At 74.6% G+C, this 15,853-nt stretch carries 17 protein-coding genes; 7 read left to right on the forward strand and 10 right to left on the reverse strand.

Annotated elements, in window-relative coordinates; genetic code table 11:
* Positions 1-97: 97 nt before the first annotated feature.
* Positions 98-994 (reverse strand): anti-sigma factor family protein, encoded by an 897-nt coding sequence (locus tag ABT112_RS30320; RefSeq protein ID WP_351514986.1) that lies wholly within the window; start codon positions 992-994, stop codon positions 98-100.
* A complete protein-coding gene (gene sigE, locus ABT112_RS30325; RefSeq protein ID WP_351514987.1) occupies positions 991-1,782 on the reverse strand; it encodes an RNA polymerase sigma factor SigE in 792 nt (263 codons plus the stop codon). Before sigE ends, ABT112_RS30320 begins: the two co-directional genes overlap by 4 nt.
* Before the next feature lie 140 nt (positions 1,783-1,922).
* Here sigE and ABT112_RS30330 point away from each other — a divergent pair, with 140 nt between their 5' ends.
* A complete protein-coding gene (locus ABT112_RS30330) occupies positions 1,923-2,585 on the forward strand; it encodes an O-methyltransferase (protein ID WP_351514988.1) in 663 nt (220 codons plus the stop codon).
* A 158-nt stretch (positions 2,586-2,743) separates the two neighbouring features.
* On the opposite strand, the gene ABT112_RS30335 is transcribed toward ABT112_RS30330, so the two are convergent.
* Complete coding sequence (locus ABT112_RS30335; RefSeq protein ID WP_003966491.1) at positions 2,744-2,911, reverse strand: DUF3117 domain-containing protein; 168 nt, start codon at positions 2,909-2,911, stop codon at positions 2,744-2,746.
* A 326-nt stretch (positions 2,912-3,237) separates the two neighbouring features.
* Here ABT112_RS30335 and chcB point away from each other — a divergent pair, with 326 nt between their 5' ends.
* Complete coding sequence (gene chcB / locus ABT112_RS30340; RefSeq protein ID WP_351514989.1) at positions 3,238-4,038, forward strand: 2-cyclohexenylcarbonyl CoA isomerase; 801 nt, start codon at positions 3,238-3,240, stop codon at positions 4,036-4,038.
* Positions 4,039-4,146: 108 nt separating this feature from the next.
* Here the strand turns inward: chcB and ABT112_RS30345 are convergent, their stop codons facing one another.
* Together ABT112_RS30345 and ABT112_RS30350 are read right to left on the reverse strand one after the other, a co-directional pair.
* Entirely contained in the window at positions 4,147-4,743 is a 597-nt protein-coding gene (locus ABT112_RS30345) for a DNA-3-methyladenine glycosylase I (RefSeq protein ID WP_351514990.1), read from the reverse strand.
* On the reverse strand, positions 4,740-5,126 hold the full coding sequence (locus ABT112_RS30350; RefSeq protein WP_351514991.1) for a hypothetical protein: 387 nt from the start codon (positions 5,124-5,126) through the stop codon (positions 4,740-4,742). The genes ABT112_RS30345 and ABT112_RS30350 overlap by 4 nt, the downstream gene beginning before the upstream one ends.
* Positions 5,127-5,407: 281 nt before the next feature.
* On the opposite strand from ABT112_RS30350, the gene folP reads away from it, so the two are divergent.
* A complete protein-coding gene (folP, locus tag ABT112_RS30355) occupies positions 5,408-6,268 on the forward strand; it encodes a dihydropteroate synthase (protein ID WP_351515002.1) in 861 nt (286 codons plus the stop codon).
* Positions 6,269-6,482: 214 nt separating this feature from the next.
* Here folP and ABT112_RS30360 read toward each other — a convergent pair whose 3' ends face one another.
* On the reverse strand, positions 6,483-7,295 hold the full coding sequence (locus tag ABT112_RS30360; RefSeq protein ID WP_351514992.1) for an LOG family protein: 813 nt from the start codon (positions 7,293-7,295) through the stop codon (positions 6,483-6,485).
* Between the two features lie 92 nt (positions 7,296-7,387).
* Positions 7,388-8,458, reverse strand: a complete 1,071-nt coding sequence (gene dapE / locus ABT112_RS30365) for a succinyl-diaminopimelate desuccinylase (protein ID WP_351514993.1) — start codon at positions 8,456-8,458, stop codon at positions 7,388-7,390.
* A 204-nt stretch (positions 8,459-8,662) separates the two neighbouring features.
* On the opposite strand from dapE, the gene ABT112_RS30370 reads away from it, so the two are divergent.
* Positions 8,663-9,601 carry a VldE C-terminal domain-containing protein gene (locus ABT112_RS30370; RefSeq protein ID WP_351514994.1) on the forward strand — a complete coding sequence of 313 codons (939 nt, stop codon included), beginning with the start codon at positions 8,663-8,665 and terminating at the stop codon, positions 9,599-9,601.
* A 299-nt stretch (positions 9,602-9,900) separates the two neighbouring features.
* On the forward strand, positions 9,901-10,365 hold the full coding sequence (locus ABT112_RS30375) for an ATP-binding protein (RefSeq protein ID WP_351514995.1): 465 nt from the start codon (positions 9,901-9,903) through the stop codon (positions 10,363-10,365).
* A 97-nt stretch (positions 10,366-10,462) separates the two neighbouring features.
* Here the strand turns inward: ABT112_RS30375 and dapC are convergent, their stop codons facing one another.
* Both dapC and fdxA read right to left on the reverse strand, forming a co-directional pair.
* Positions 10,463-11,557 (reverse strand): succinyldiaminopimelate transaminase, encoded by a 1,095-nt coding sequence (dapC, locus tag ABT112_RS30380; protein ID WP_351514996.1) that lies wholly within the window; start codon positions 11,555-11,557, stop codon positions 10,463-10,465.
* A gap of 127 nt (positions 11,558-11,684) precedes the next feature.
* Positions 11,685-12,005 carry a ferredoxin gene (gene fdxA / locus ABT112_RS30385; protein WP_187811607.1) on the reverse strand — a complete coding sequence of 107 codons (321 nt, stop codon included), beginning with the start codon at positions 12,003-12,005 and terminating at the stop codon, positions 11,685-11,687.
* A gap of 139 nt (positions 12,006-12,144) precedes the next feature.
* Here fdxA and ABT112_RS30390 point away from each other — a divergent pair, with 139 nt between their 5' ends.
* Together ABT112_RS30390 and ABT112_RS30395 are read left to right on the forward strand one after the other, a co-directional pair.
* The gene (locus ABT112_RS30390; RefSeq protein ID WP_351514997.1) at positions 12,145-13,206 is read left to right on the forward strand and encodes a GNAT family N-acetyltransferase; all 1,062 of its coding nucleotides are present in this window, start codon (positions 12,145-12,147) and stop codon (positions 13,204-13,206) included.
* Entirely contained in the window at positions 13,203-14,054 is an 852-nt protein-coding gene (locus tag ABT112_RS30395; protein ID WP_351514998.1) for a transglutaminase family protein, read from the forward strand. Before ABT112_RS30390 ends, ABT112_RS30395 begins: the two co-directional genes overlap by 4 nt.
* A 222-nt stretch (positions 14,055-14,276) precedes the next feature.
* Here the strand turns inward: ABT112_RS30395 and ABT112_RS30400 are convergent, their stop codons facing one another.
* A complete protein-coding gene (locus tag ABT112_RS30400) occupies positions 14,277-15,491 on the reverse strand; it encodes a peptidoglycan binding domain-containing protein (RefSeq protein ID WP_351514999.1) in 1,215 nt (404 codons plus the stop codon).
* Positions 15,492-15,853 lie beyond the last annotated feature (362 nt).

The following is a 15,853-nucleotide window of genomic DNA, read 5'->3' on the forward strand; positions in this document are numbered from 1 at the left end:
CGCCGCCCGGTCCGCTCCCCCCGCGCCAGCGATTCAACCAGGTGCGCGCGGTGGTGCGCAGGGGGACCGGGACAGCGCGGTCACGCGCCGGAGAGCGTCAGCGGCCCGCGGAGGCCCGCGCCTCGGGGGCCGTGGCGGCGACGACCGGCTCGGACCGGTCCGAGGACGAGGAGGGGGACGGCGACGGGGCCGGAGCGCCGCTGAGCAGCTTCCCGCCCTGCGCGATGTCCTGCCGCACCGGAGCCGCCGGACGTATCAGGGGGCTGAGCACCGCGGGCGCCGTCAGCACCGGCGAGGCGTACGGGAACAGCGGGCCCGACGGCTCGGGGGCCGGCAGGGGGGAGGAGGGCCGACGGGCCCAGCCGGGCACGGTGAGCGGAACGCGCTGGCCACCCGGGGCCGACGCGACCAGCAGCCCCTCGGCGCCGCCCGCCGCCGCCCCGCTCCGCGTCGGAGCCGTGCGGACCGGCTTCACCGCGCCGTCGCCGCGCGCCGACGGAGTCTCGCCCGGCCCCTCGAACGGCAGCGCGCCACCGAGCGCGAAGGCGGCCAGGGACACCGCCCCGGCAGCGGCGAACGCGAACCGGCGGCCCCGCGAGGCGGACCGCTCGACGTCATGGATGCGGAAGCCGGACCGGTCCGGCCCGCGGTGGGCGCCCGCCGGGCCATAGGCGAACTGTTCCGGGGACATGCCGAAGACGCCGTCCCCGAAGCCGTTCCCGGAGCCGAAGGGCGCGCCCTCCCGGCCAGGATCGCCTCCGGGCAGCCCCTGGAGCCGCGCGAGCAGCCCCTCCGAAGGGGTCGGCTCCGCCGTCTCGGCGAAGAAGCTCTTCAGCTTCCGCTGGGCGTCGGCCTCGGCCTTGCAGGTGCAGCAGGTCGCCAGGTGTGCCAGCACCCGCTCACGCGCGTCGTGTCCGAGCTCGCCGTCGACCAGCGCGGCGAGACGGTCGCCCAGGTGCTGCTCTGCATGGCTCGCACCACCGGATCCGGTCACGCCCTCCCGCCCTCTCCTGCGATGGCCGGGACAGCGGCGGCCAGCGGAACCGACCGCTCGCCGCGGGGTGCGGGCGCCCGGTGCTTGAGCGCCTTGCGGAGATGGGACCGGCCGCGGTGGATACGGCTGCGGACCGTGCCGAGCTTGACGCCCAGCGTGGCCGCGATCTCCTCGTACGACAGCCCCTCGATGTCACAGAGCACCACCGCAGCGCGGAACTCCGGCGCGAGGGTGTCCAGCGCCTGCTGCACATCGGCGTCGAAGTGGCTGTCGTGGAAGTGCTGTTGGGGGGAGGGCTCCCGGCTGGGCAGCCGCTCGGCGGCGTCGTCACCCAGGGCGTCGAACCGGATGCGCTGCCGGCGGCGGACCATGTCCAGGAAGAGGTTGGTGGTGATCCGGTGCAGCCAGCCCTCGAAGGTGCCGGGCGTGTAGGTGGACAGCGAACGGAAGACGCGGACGAAGACCTCCTGGGTGAGATCCTCGGCGTCGTGCTGGTTGCCCGTCAGACGGTAGGCGAGACGGTAGACCCGTGCGCTGTGGGTGCTGACGATCTCCTCCCAGGTGGGGGGAGTCCACGCCGTGGCGTCCGCCTCGTCGCCGAAAGACGCAGTGCTGGAGAAGGTCGCGGTCGGCGCGGAGGCGGCGGTGGCGCGGGAACGGTCAGCGGTGTCGGTCACGGATTTCGGCTCGCCGGCCGACCTGCGAAAGCGCCTGAGCACTCTCCGGTCACCGGCCGCAGCCGCACCTCCCCTGTCGGCTCTGGTGGTGTCCAGTAGAGCCCCTACCATATCCACCTCGCCCGTTAGCTCCGGATAAGGATCTTTGACCCGCATTTTAGGCATCGTGGCGCCGCTTCCCTTCCCCGTCCCCCTTCCCCGTAACGCCCGGTCCCATCAGCGGGTTCCCGGGGCAACGGATACAGTCACCGTTGCGTCGACTACGGGGACAGGAGAGGGCCATTACCGGCAACCGCCAGACGAGCTGGGCGTTCGCCGATGCGTTCGTCGCCGAGGACGAGGCGCTGCACTGGGCCCGCGACCGGGCCGAGGAAGCAGGGCTGCGCTCGGTGTCGTCCGGCACCGGTGCGGCACTGCGCCTGCTCGCCGCCGCGGCGGATGCCAAGGCCGTCGCCGAGATCGGCACCGGGACCGGCGTCTCCGGGATCCACCTGCTCCACGGCATGCGCCCCGACGGCGTGCTGACCACCGTCGACCTCGAACCGGAGCGCCAGCAGTTCGCGCGCCAGGCCTTCCGCGCCGCCGGCTTCGCCGGGAACCGCGCCCGGTTCATCCCCGGCCGTGCGCTCGACGTCCTGCCCCGCCTGGCCGACGGCGGATACGACCTGGTGTTCTGCGACGGCGACCGGACGGAGTGCCTGGACTACCTCGCCGAATCGTTGCGCCTGCTCAGACCGGGCGGGCTGGTGATCTTCGAAGGCGTCTTCGCGGACGGCCGGACCGTGGACTCCTCCACTCCGCCCACCGAGGTCCAGCGCCTGCGGGAACTCCTGCGCGCCGTCCGGGAGAGCACCGTCCTGCTGCCCTCGCTGCTGCCGGTGGGCGACGGGCTCCTCTGCGCCGTCAAGCGCTGACCCCGCTCCCCCACCGGGCGCCCGGCCGGGGACACACCCCTCCGGAAACCCGAAGCGCCGCCGCTCACCCGTGCCCGCACACGGCACTGCCCCGGCGTGCGGGCCGCGGTGTGCGCGGCCCTCGCCGGGGCAGTGCGAAAAGAGCTGTGGCCCGCGCCTCAGCCGACGACCTTCTTCAGCGCGTCGCCGAGCGCGTCGGCCTCGTCCGGTGTCAGCTCGACGACGAGACGACCGCCGCCTTCGAGCGGAACGCGCATGACGATGCCCCGCCCCTCCTTGGTCACCTCGAGCGGGCCATCGCCCGTCCGCGGCTTCATGGCCGCCATGCTCGTTCCCCTTCCTGAAACCAGCTCATCGTCAGCCGACGGCACCATGACATGGCAGGGTCACCGGCATCGAACACATTGCTTCCAGGCCATTATCCCGCATGGCAGGACCCGATGACCAACATCGGTCGGCATACCTTCTGCAACGCGCTCCCGCAAAACCACCCAATTCGGCGATCAGCCTGCGATACTGCGCGATCCTCTGCCCGAGCGGGACACCGAAGAGTTGGACGCAGGTCACACCCGGCGCCGGTGCCGGGGCGGACGATCTCCGCCATGCTGTTCCCGACCGACCGACCGAGCCACCCGACGGAGGGGACCCTGCAATGGCGGACGCCGTGCTGCACGAGGTGACCGACGGCCTCGCGACGATCACTCTGAATCGTCCCGATGCCATGAACGCGCTCAACACCGAGACCAAGGTCGCGCTGCGGGACAGCCTGCGCCAGGCCGCGGACGACCCCGCGGTGCGGGCCGTCCTGCTCATCGGAAGCGGGCGCGCGTTCTGCGTCGGCCAGGACCTCAAGGAGCACATCGGACTGCTGGCCGAGGACCGCGAGCGGGGCAGCGGCAGCACGATGACCACCGTCCGGGAGCACTACAACCCCATCGTCACGGCGATCGCCGGCATGCCGAAGCCCGTGGTGGCGGGGGTCAACGGAGTGGCGGCGGGAGCGGGCGCGGGCTTCGCCTTCGCCGCGGACTACCGGGTGGTCGCGGACACCGCGGCCTTCAACACCTCCTTCGCCGGGGTCGCGCTGACCGCCGACTCGGGGGTCTCCTGGACGCTGCCCCGGCTGATCGGCCACGGGCGCGCCGCCGACCTGCTGTTCTTCCCCCGGAACGTCAGCGCGCAGGAGGCGCAGGAGCTGGGCATCGCCAACAAGGTCGTCCCCGCCGCCGACCTCGCCGCCGAGGCGGAGGCCGTCGCGCGCCGGCTCGCCGAGGGCCCGACCGCCGCCTACGCGGCGATCAAGGCGTCCCTCGCGCACGGCGCGGCGCACGATCTGGAGAGCACCCTCGCCAAGGAGGACGAACTCCAGGTCCGCGCGGGCGCGTCCGAGGACCACAGCATCGCGGTGGAGGCCTTCGTGAAGAAGGAGAAGCCGACCTTCCTCGGCCGGTAGGCCGCCGGGCGGCGGGTCCCACCGGGCGCGGGACCCGCCGGGCGTCAGGGCCCACCGGGCGCCGGGACCCGTCGGCACGGCCGCTGGTGCTCAGCGGACCCACGGCGTTCAGGCCGTGCCGCCGCCCCGCGCGAAGCAGTCCGCCAGGTGGTCGTCGACCAGCCCGCAGGCCTGCATCAGCGCGTAGGCCGTGGTGGGACCGACGAAGCGGAATCCCCGCTTCTTGAGGTCCTTGGCCAGCGCGGTCGACTCCGGGGTGACCGCCGGGACGTCGGCCAGGGTGCGGGGCACCGGGCGGCCGGCGGGGTCCGGCGCATAGGACCAGATCAGGGCGTCCAGCTCGCCGTCGGCCAGTGAGGCGATGACCCGGGCGTTGTTCACCGCGGCCTCGATCTTGGCGCGGTTGCGGATGATCCCGGTGTCGGCGAGCAGCCGTTCCACGTCCGCCGCGGTGAAGGCGGCCACCGCGGGGACCGAGAAGTCCCGGAAGGCGGACCGGAAGCCCTCCCGGCGGCGCAGGATCGTCAGCCAGGACAGGCCCGACTGGAAGGCCTCCAGGCACAGCCGCTCGAACAGCGCCTGGTCACCGTGGAGCGGGCGGCCCCACTCGGTGTCGTGATAGGCGACGTAGTCCTCGGCGGACAGGCCCCACGGGCAGCGCAGCCGGCCGTCCGGCCCCGCTACGGCGCCCGCCGCGGCGCTCATGAACGCGGCCCGGGCTCGCCGGGCTGCTCGCCGCGCGGGCCGTCCGTGCCGGGCTCCTCCGCCGCGGACGCCCGCCCCATCGCCGTGGCCTGCGCACCCGCGAGGGCCGCTTCCAGCTCGGCGATCCGGGCGTCGCGTTCGGCGATCTCCGCGCCGAGCCGGCCGAGCACGTCGTCGACGTCCGTCATCCGGTACCCGCGCACCTGCACCGGCAGGCGCAGCCGGTCGACGTCGGCTCGGGCGACCGGACGGTCCGCGGGCAGCGGGTCGTGGAGCCGGTCCGGCTGCGCCTCCGGCAGCGCGACGCCGTCGTCACCGCCGACGACGACGAGCGTGACCGCGGCGACCACCACGACCAGCGCGACGAGCAGGAACCAGAACACGACGATCTCCCGGGGCCGTACGAACCTGTGCCGATCTGTAGACCACGATCGTGCCACGCCCGCCCGCGCGCCGGGCGCGCCGCCGCCCGATGCCCCACATGCGGGGAACCGTCCCCTCCGCTCGGGCCCGCGCGGCTCCGTCCGGCCCGGCGGCCGTGCCGTCCGGCAGGCGTTAGGGTCGCTGCGGGCCCGCCGCCGGACCGGTGCGGCCGTAGGTCGATGCCCCCCGCGCAGCGGGGCGGCCCTGCCGTCCGCCGGACGGCCCGAGGAGGTTACGCGTGGTGCTGCGGCTGGGGACGCGTGAGTTCGGGGAGCACGAGCCGGTGATCATGGCGATCGTGAACCGGACCCCGGACTCCTTCTACGACCAGGGGTCGACGTTCCACGACGAGCCCGCGCTCGCCCGGGTCGAACAGGCCGTCTCCGAAGGCGCCGCGATCATCGACATCGGCGGCGTCAAGGCCGGCCCCGGCGCGGAGGTCACCGCCGAGGAGGAGGTCCGGCGCACGGTGGGCTTCGTGGCCGAGGTGCGCCGCCGCCACCCGGACGTGGTGATCAGCGTGGACACCTGGCGGCACGAGGTCGGCGAGGCGGTCTGCGCGGCGGGCGCGGATCTGCTGAACGACGCGTGGGGCGGGGTCGACCCCCGGCTCGCCGAGGTCGCGGCCCGCCACGGCGCCGGACTGGTCTGCACCCACGCGGGCGGCGCCGAACCGCGCACCCGCCCGCACCGGACCACCTACGACGACGTGATGGCGGACATCCTCCGCGTCACGGTGGGCCTGGCGGAGCGCGCCGTCGCCCTCGGTGTCCGGCGGGACGCGGTGCTGATCGACCCGGGCCACGACTTCGGGAAGAGCACCCGGCACTCGCTGGAGGCGACCCGCCGGCTCGGCGAGATGACGGACACCGGCTGGCCGGTCCTGGTCTCGCTGTCCAACAAGGACTTCGTCGGCGAGACCCTGGACCGCCCGGTCAAGGAGCGGCTGATCGGCACCCTGGCGACGACCGCGGTCTCCGCCTGGCTGGGCGCGCAGGTGTACCGGGTGCACGAGGTCGCCGAGACGAAGCAGGTGCTGGACATGGTGGCCTCGATCGCGGGGCACCGGCCCCCGGCGGTGGCCCGCCGCGGGCTCGCGTAGCTGGCGCTCCCGGGCTCCCGCCGGTGGGGCTGTCGCGCCCGTCGCCGGCGGCTCGGTCCGCGTCCGAGCCGCCGCCGACGACGACGGAAGGGTGCCCTGCACCCGGCGGCCGCTGCCGCCGGGGGCCGCTGCCGCCGGGGGCCGCTGCCGCCCGGGCCCGAGACCCGGGCCGGACGGGCGGCCCGCACCCGGACCGGACGGGCGCCCGCACCCGCTACTCCGGGGGCCGCGCCTCCACGGGCCACTCACCGGCCGCGCCGGTGGAGATCTCCTTGCTCACCAGGGCGACCGCCTCGTCCACGTCGTCGGTGATGTGGAACAGCTCCAGATCCCGCAGGGCCGCCTTGCCCTGGGCGATCAGGGTGTTCCGCAGCCAGTCGACCAGGCCCTGCCAGTAGTCGCTGCCGAACAGCACGATCGGGAAGCGGGTCACCTTGCGGGTCTGGACCAGGGTGAGCGCCTCGAACAGCTCGTCCAGGGTGCCCAGGCCGCCGGGCAGCACCACGAACCCCCGCGCGTACTTCACGAACATCGTCTTGCGGACGAAGAAGTAGCGGAAGTTCACGCCGATGTCGACGTACTGGTTCAGCCCCTGCTCGAAGGGCAGCTCGATGCCCAGGCCGACGGAGACCCCGCCGGCCTCGCAGGCGCCCCGGTTGGCCGCCTCCATCGCGCCGGGTCCGCCACCGGTGATCACCGCGAACCCGGCGTCCGCGAGCGCCCGTCCGATGCGCACCCCGGTCTCGTACTCGGGGGTGCCGGGAGGTGTGCGGGCCGAGCCGAAGACGCTGACCGCGGGCCCGAGTTCGGCGAGGGTTCCGAAGCCCTCCACGAATTCGGACTGGATGCGCAGGACCCGCCACGGGTCCATGTGGACCCAGTCCGTCTCGCCCTGCGGCGAGTCCAGCAGCCGCTGGTCGGTGGTGCTCGGCTGCACCTGGTGACGGCGGCGCAGAACCGGTCCGAGCCGCTTCTCCCCCGGGGCGCCCGGAGTGCCCGGAGTGCCCTCTGGTTCGGCGTTGTCCACCGTGTGCTCCCTCCGCCTGTCCTCCCCACTGTGCACCGGGGAGGAATCGTTGCAGTTCAGCGTAGGCCCCCGGGGGTTACGGGCCGGGGAACTCAGGCCGACAGCCAGGCCCGGAGCTTCTCCTCCGCCTCCAGGACGGCGGCGACGGCGACGTGCTCCTCACGGGTGTGCGCGAGCTTGGGGTCGCCCGGCCCGTAGTTCACCGCGGGGACCCCGAGCACCGAGAAGCGGGCCACATCGGTCCAGGCGTCCTTCGGGGCGGGCTCGGTGCCGATGGCCTCGACGAACGCCGTCGCGGCCGGGTGGGAGAGCCCGGGCAGCGCCCCGGGGGCGGAGTCGGTGAGCTCCACGTCGAAGCCCTCGAAGACCCCGCGGACGTGGGCCAGGGCCTCCGCCTCGCTGCGGTCCGGGGCGAAGCGGAAGTTCACCGTCACCGCACAGGCGTCGGGGATGACGTTGCCCGCGTGCCCGCCCTCGATCCGCACGGCGTTGAGACCCTCGCGGTAGACGAGGCCGTCGATGTCGACCTGCCGCGGCTCGTAGGAGGCGAGGCGGGCCAGGACGGGGGCGGCCTTGTGGATGGCGTTCTCACCGAGCCAGCTGCGCGCGGAGTGGGCACGCCGCCCGGTGGTCGCGACCCGCACCCGGAGGGTGCCCTGGCAGCCGCCCTCGACCTTGGCGTCGGTGGGCTCCAGCAGCACGGCGAAGTCTCCCGCCAGCCACTCGGGGTGCTTCTCGGCGAGCCGCTTGAGCCCGTTGAGCTCGGCGGCGACCTCCTCGTGGTCGTAGAAGACGAACGTGAGGTCGCAGGCGGGCTCGGGCACCGTGGCGGCGATGCGCAGCTGGACGGCGACGCCGGACTTCATGTCCGAGGTGCCGCAGCCCCACAGCACGCCGTCCGCGTCGAGCCGCGAGGGGACGTTGTCGGCGATCGGCACAGTGTCGATGTGACCGGCGAGGACCACCCGCTGGGAGCGGCCCAGGTCCGTCCGCGCCACGACCGCGTCCCCGTCGCGGTCGACGGTGAGGTGCGGCAGCGCGCGCAGCGCCTCCTCGACGGCGTCGGCCAGCGCCGTCTCGTCACCGCTCTCGGACCGGAAGTCGACGAGGCGGGCCGTGAGGGCGGCGGCGTCCAGGGACAGATCGAGTCTCGGGTGATCCATGCAGCCGACCCTAGGCCATGGCTCCGGAGCGGCAGGCGCCCTGTCCGCCGTCCGGCCCGGGGCGTCCCGGGCCCTGTCGTCACACTCCCGTCCGCTCCGCGACGCCGTGCACGCCCTCTCGCCGCACCGGGCCGAGTACGCCCGTGGCCCTGGCCCGTCCGGTCCGTCACAGCGCCCCGCCTTTCCGGCCGGTACCGTGGGCCCGTGTCCCAGCCGACCTCCCCCGCCCGCCGTGGCCGCCTTCTGCGGATCGGTGCGGCCTGCGCCGTGCTGCTGGCGCTGGCCGGCTACCTGGCCGTGCACTTCTCGGCGACCGGGCCGGGGGCACCGCAGTGCACCGTGCGGGTTCCCGGGCGCGACGGCGACGACGGGTACGAGCTGGAGCCCGAACAGGCGGTGAACGCCGCCACCATCGAGGCCGTGGGATCCGCCCGCGGGCTGTCGGAGCGCGCCATCACCATCGCGCTCGCCACCGCGATGCAGGAATCGGGGCTGCGGAACATCGACTACGGCGACCGGGATTCCGTCGGGCTGTTCCAGCAACGGCCGTCGCAGGGCTGGGGCAATGGGCGGCAGATCCGGGACCCGGTCTACTCGGCCGGGAAGTTCTATGAACATCTGGTGAAAGTCCCCGGCTATTCACGTCTTCCGCTGACCGTGGCGGCGCAGCGGGTGCAGCGCAGCGGTTTCCCGCAGGCGTACGCGAAACACGAGCCGAACGCGTCGCTGCTGGCCGCCGCGCTGACCGGCCGGATGCCGGGCGCCTTCAGCTGCAGGACACCCCCCGCCGACGGCCGGCCGGGGGATCCGGCCGGGGTCCGGGCGCAGCTGGTGCGCGAGTTCGGCCCGGAGGTCCTGCCCGGCCGGGAGGCGGGCCGGAAGCAGCGCGCCGCGGGCGGCGCCCGCTCGGTGGTCGCGGTCCCGGTCACGGCGGCGGTGGGGGACGGCACCGGCCGGCGGGGCTGGGAGGTGGCGCACTGGGCGGTGGCCCACGCCACCGAGCTGCGCGTCGCGCAGGTCTCCTACGCGGGCCGGGTGTGGAGCTCCGGGAGTTCCGGGCAGGGGTGGCGGAAGACCGACGGACGGTCCGTGCCGGGCTCCTCCGGGGGCTCCGACACGGTGCTCATCACCGTCGCGCGTTAGTACGAGCGGGCACTCCATAGCGGTAGAGCGCCGCCCTTTCGGGGTCGGCGCCGGCGCCTCGGCTGAACCGCTTCCCACTCCTTCGAATTCCCTGCGCATCAAGCGAAGTGACGGTTCGGCAGGCGCCGCCGGAAGCCCCTTTTCGTCCGCATTCCGCCGGGGCGGATAATGCGACGCATTACCAATTCTTTACCCGTGTTCGCCGCAACCTTCGCGGGCTTCACGCGGTAGTCACTGCGTCCGCCCGGCGGACAGGCACATCGTCAGAAGCTGAAGCAACTCCCCGTCGAAGGAGCACAATGTCCCTCCCCCTCACGCGTCGGATCGCCCGAGCCGCGCTGCTGGTCGCAGCGGGCGCCGCTCCCCTCGTCGGCGCGGCCGGTACGGCGAGCGCTGCGGACCTGCCGAGCACGTCCAACCTCGGCGGGGTGGGCTCGCTCGACGGCGCCAACCTCGGAAAGACCGCCAACCTCGGAAAGACCGCCAACGTCGGAAAGACCGTCGACAAGACCTCCAAGGCCGTCGGCAAGCAGGCCGGTGCCACCGGCAGCAAGACCGTGAAGCAGGCCGTGCCGAAGGCCGCCGGCACCGTGAGCAAGGTCGGCAAGGCCGCCACCCCGGCCGCGCGGAAGGCCGCCGGCGAGACCGCGAGCACCACCGGCCGCCTGATCGGTGACACCGCCCGGTCCGCGGCGAAGGGCACCGGGAGCGCGCACGCGCTGCCGAACGGCCACAAGCTGCCGTCGTACAAGTCGGTCCGCTGACGTCCGGCCGTCCGAAGCAGCGAGGGGCCCGGGGAGATCGCTCCCCGGGCCCCTCGGCGTGTCCGCGTGCCGCCGACGGCGGCACCGGGCCCGCGGGTCAGCCGAGCCGGCGCACGGCCTCCGCGACCCGCTCGTCGGTCGCGGTGAAGGCGACCCGCACGTACCGGTCCCCCGCCGGGCCGTAGAAGTCGCCCGGCGCGACGAGGACGCCGCGCCTGGAGAGGTCCCCGACGGTGTCCCAGCAGGGCTCGTCCCGCGTCGCCCACAGGTAGAGGCTGGCCTCGCTGTGCTCGATCCGGAAGCCGCTCGCCTCCAGCGCGCCGCGCAGCGCCGAGCGGCGGGCCGCGTACCGCTCCCGCTGCTCCGCCACATGCGCGTCGTCGCCGAGCGCCGCGACCGTGGCGGCCTGCACCGGCGCCGGGACGATCATGCCGCCGTGCTTGCGGATGGTGAGCAATTCCCCGAGCACCGCCGGGTCCCCGGCGAGGAACGCCGCGCGGTAGCCCGCCAGGTTGGAGCGCTTGGAGAGCGAGTGCACGGCGACGATGCCCTCGTACGAGCCGCCGCAGATGTCCGGGTGCAGCACCGAGACCGGGTCGGCCTCCCAGCCCAGCTCCAGGTAGCACTCGTCGCTGAAGATCAGCACGCCGTGCTCCCGGGCCCAGGCCACGGTGGCACGGAGTTCGTCCCGGTCCAGCACCCGGCCGGTGGGGTTCGACGGCGAGTTCAGCCAGAGCAGCCGCAGGCCGCGGGGGTCGAGATCTTCCGGACGGTCGTAGACGACCGGCTCGGCTCCGGCGAGCCGGGCGCCGACCTCGTAGGTGGGGTAGGCCAGGCGCGGGAAGGCGACGCGGTCGCCGTCGCCGAGGCCGAGCTGCGTCGGGAGCCAGGCGACGAGCTCCTTGGAGCCGACGACCGGCAGCACGTTGGTGTGCTCCAGGCCCGTCGCGCCGAGCCGCCGCGCGCACCAGCCGGTGAGCGCGTCCCGCAGCGCCGGGGTGCCCCACACCGTCGGATAGCCCGGGCTGTCCGCGGCGTCCCGCAGCGCGCCGCGGATCAGCTCCGGCACCGGATCGACCGGCGTGCCCACGGAGAGGTCCACGATGCCGTCCGGGTGGGCGGCGGCGGTCGCCTTGAACGGCTCGAGCCGGTCCCAGGGGAAGACGGGGAGCCGGGCGGAGACTGCGGACACGGTGCTCTCTTTCCTCGTCGCGCGGGGGGTCTTCGGGTCACGCGTGCTGTGTCGCCACGTGCTTCGGTCCCGCACGGAAACGATCTTCCGTGCGGGACCGAGGCGACGCGGGTGACCGCCGTCGGACCTACTGGTTCTGCGGCGGCAGCCCTGCGATGAAGGGGTGGTCGCGCTCGATCAGGCCGAGCTTCGACGCACCGCCGGGCGAGCCGAGCTCGTCGAAGAACTCGACGTTCGCCTTGTAGTAGTCCTTCCACTCCTCCGGAGTGTCATCCTCGTAGAAGATCGCCTCGACCGGGCAGACCGGCTCACAGGCACCACAGTCGACGCACTCGTCCGGGTGGATGTACAAGGACCGGGAGCCCTCGTAAATGCAGTCGACCGGGCACTCCTCGATACACGCCTTGTCCTTGACGTCGACACAAGGCTGCGCGATGACGTAGGTCACGCTGTCGTTCCTCCTCGATAGGGGCGGCGTACCGGATGCGGCTCCGCCGCGTGGCGCGCGGGAGCGCGGCGTCGTCGATGCCCGCCACCTAGTATCTCCGTTCCCGGGCACGAGACGAACAGGAGGGGCGGACCTAGCTGTGGAATTCACCACTGGCGGACGACCGGCAGTCTCCATCACCGCCGCTGACGTGGGCAAACGCGTATCCGTACGACGCCTTGCGGATCCCGGAACCGGTTCCGGGATCGGCGGCGGGAGGTTTACGGACACCGTCGGCGTGCTCGACTCCTGGGAGGGCGGAGTGCTGTGCATCACACGCCGCACCGGGGAGACGGTGCGGATCGCGGAGGCCGGCCTCGTCGCGGGGAAGGTCGTGCCCGCGACGCCCGCGCGGCGCGGAGCCGTACGGGCGGGCGAGGCCGGACCGGCCCGCCACCGGGGCCCGGCCGCGACCTGGCAGGAGCTCACCCGGACCGCAGCCCGCGCCTGGCCGCCGGTGGAGAGCGAGCGGCTCGGGGAGTGGGAGCTTCGCCGGGCCGCGGGGTTCACCCGGCGGGCCAACTCGGTGCTGGCGCTCGGCGACCCCGGGATGCCGCTGGACGCGGCGCTGCGCCGGGTCACCGACTGGTACGCCGCCCGCGGCGGGACCGCGTACGTGCAGCTGAGCACCGGGGTGCCCGGGGCGCAGGAGGAGCTGGCCGCGGAGCTGGCGGCCCGGGGCTGGGTCCGGGAGGTGTCCGCGCTGATCCGTACGGCGCCGCTCGCCCGGCTCGCCGACGCGGAGCCCTCGGCCGCGGTGCGGCTGTCCCGCACCGTCGACGACGCCTGGCTCAGCCGCTACCAGCGGTCCGCCCGGCCGACGCCGGAGGCTCTGGCGGTGCTGCAGGGCGGGCCGTCCGTGCATTTCGCGACCGTTCCCGGGGCGGAGGGCGCGCCGCCGGCCGCGATCGGGCGGTGCGCGGTCGACGGGCGCTGGGCCGGCTTCGCCGCCGTGGAGGTGGCCCCGGAGCTGCGGCGGCAGGGGCTGGCCTCGGCGGTGATGACCGCGCTCGCCCGCCGGGCACTGGACGAGGGGGCGTCCGCGGCGTATCTCCAGGTGGAGGCGGAGAACGACGGGGCCCGGGCGCTCTACGACGGCCTGGGCTTCCGCACGCACCACACCTACCAGCACTGGCGGGCGCCGGAGGGCGGCCCCCGGTGAGCGGGCACGAGGCGGACCGGCACGACACCACCGCCCGGCGGCAGCGGTTCGCGGAGGCCGCCCGCTCCGAGCGGCCCGATCTCGCCCTGCTGTGCCTGCTGGTGGCCGCCGAGGCGGAGCCGGAGCTGGGCGAGGCGGGGATCGACGCGGCACAGATCGAGCTGGACCGGCTGGCCGGGCTGCTGCCCTACCGGCCGGTCGGCGGCGCGCGGGGCTGGGCACAGGCGGTCGCCGACCTGCTGGGCGAGCGCCACGGCTTCCACGGCACCCCCGCGGACTACCGGCGGCTGGATTCCTCCCTGCTGACGCATGTCCTGCGGCGGCGGCGCGGTCTGCCGATCCTGCTGTCGGTGGTGTGGATCGAGGTGGCCCGCCGGGCGGGCGCACCGGTCTACGGCGTGGGGCTGCCGGGGCACTTCGTGGTCGGCTTCGGCGAGCGGGACGCCCGGATCCTGGTGGACCCGTTCGCCGGGGGCCGGGTGCTGACCGGCGAGGACGCGGAGCTGCTGGTGACCGGGGCGACCGGGGAGCCCCTGGCGCCGTCGATGCTCTCCCCCGCCGAGCCGCTGGAGATCGTGCTGCGGATCCTCAACAACATCCGCGCCTGGGCGGCGGCGCGGCCGGAGCAGTCGGCCGTGCAGCTGTGGGCGGTGGAGCTGTCGCTGCTGCTGCCCAGCCACCCGGCGCGGCTGCGCTACGAGCGTGCCCGGCTGCTGGTGGAGCGCGGCGACTTCCGGGTGGGCGCGGCGGAGCTGGAGGACTGGGCGGAGATCGTCGCGCCGGTGGATCCGGACGCGGCGGAGTCGGCCCGGCACGAGGCGCTGGCGGCCCGGGCCAAGCTGAACTGACCGTCCACGCCGAGTGCGGACGCGACGAGCCCCCTGTCCGGAGACCGGGCAGGGGGCTTCGTCGGCTGATCCGCCGGGCGCGGGCCCGGGGCGCGGCGCCGGCCACCCGGGCAGCCGTGGCGCCGCCGGGGGCGGCCCGGCCGACGGCCCGGCCCGCCCGCGGGGCGCGGCGCCGACGCGGTGGCCCGGGGTGCGGCCGGTCCGCCCGAGGCGGACGTACGGCTACCGCGCGTTCGTCTCGATCACGGCAACGCGCTTCGCGGGGCTGGTCTCGCGCAGCGCCTGCCGCAGCGCCCCGATCACGTCCTGCGGGGTGACGGGGGTCTTCTGGCCGTTGCCGCGCTGGACGAGCACGCCGTCGAAGGTGCCTCCGTACAGCTTCTGGAGCGCCTTGAGGTCGTAGGTGTCGACGAGCCGGCCGTTGATCGGCTGCATCTCCACGAACTTCGGCAGGGAGTTCTCCGGGCTGAACGCGATCTTGTGCGCGGCGTCGGTCTGGACGGTGACCAGGCCGGACATGGCGGGATCGGCGAATTCCTTCTTCGCGCGGGCGATCTCGGCCCGGTCGATGCTGGGCTTCCGCATGCCGACCGGGAGTTCGACGGCGCCGCTGCGGCCCGTCGCGGCCCGCTGCCGGAAGGCGTCCTCGACGGCCCGCACGGACTTGTCGACGTCCAGCGCGCGGTGCGTCCGGCCCGGCACGGCGACGGCCTTGCCCCCGGAGAACTTGATGCCGCCGTCCTGGAGGCCGGCGGTCTCACCGGAGACCTGCCGCAGGGCGGCCGTGAGCTTCTCCTCGTCGACCACGATCTTCGGCTCGGCCTCCCGGGCCCCGCCGAAGAGCGAACCGATCACCGAGACGGGGTTGTAGTCCCGTCCGGCGGCGTTGCCGACGGTCGTCTCGGTGTCGAGGGTGAGCCCGGCCGTGGCGGGCTTGAGCGGGCGCTCCGTGCCGTCGACGGTGACGACCAGCGGCGCCTCGGTCCGGCCGTCCAGCTCGGCGTCGAGCTTCTGCACGGCCGCCTCCTTGGACATGCCGCCGATGTCCACGCCGAGGACGCTGGTGCCGTTCGGCACGTCCGCGTGGTCGAGCAGCAGGCCCGCGCCGTACGCGACGCAGACCAGGCCGACCACGCCGGCGCCCGCCAGGACGAGCTTGGAGCGGCCCTTCCTGGCCGGCCGGGCGGGGGCCGCGGCAGGCTCCGGAGCGGAGCCGGCGGCGTCGTCCGCGTCCGGCGAGCCGGGGAACGGGGTGCCCGGGAAGGCCGATCCGGGGAAGGGCGAGCCCGGGAACGGGGAGCCCTCGGCCGGCGGGACCGCGGGGAAGCCGCTGACCAGGGTGTCGCCGGAGACGTGGTCGGGGCCCTGGGGCGCGCCGGGGCCCTGTGTGCCTCCGGGTGCCTGTGCGCCGCCGGGGGCGCGGGGTCCGGAGTCCACGGGGATGCCGAGGTCACCGGCGCCGGGGTGGCCGGGAACGGGCGGGCCGGACCGTCCGGGCCCGGTCGGCCCGGCGGGAGCCGGCGCACCCGCGCCGACCGCCCCTATGCCCGGGGCGGGCGAGCGGCGGTCGCCGCCGGGGCCGGGTGGCTGCTGGTTGCGCTGCGGGGGGACGTCCCCGCGGGCGGGGGCGCCGGATCGCGGTCCGGCGGGCGGCACCGCCATGTCGCCGTCGCCGGACGCGGTCGGGCCCGCGGGGCCGGAGCCGGGACGGGGCGTGCCGGACGGCGGGCCCACCGAAGGCCGACACCGGAACATGCGGTGCGGCGGTCAGGGATCCCCTTCTCATCACAGCTCTCATC

This window comes from Streptomyces sp. NPDC002055 (assembly GCF_040296705.1).
In the GTDB taxonomy this organism is placed as follows: Bacteria; Actinomycetota; Actinomycetes; order Streptomycetales; family Streptomycetaceae; genus Streptomyces.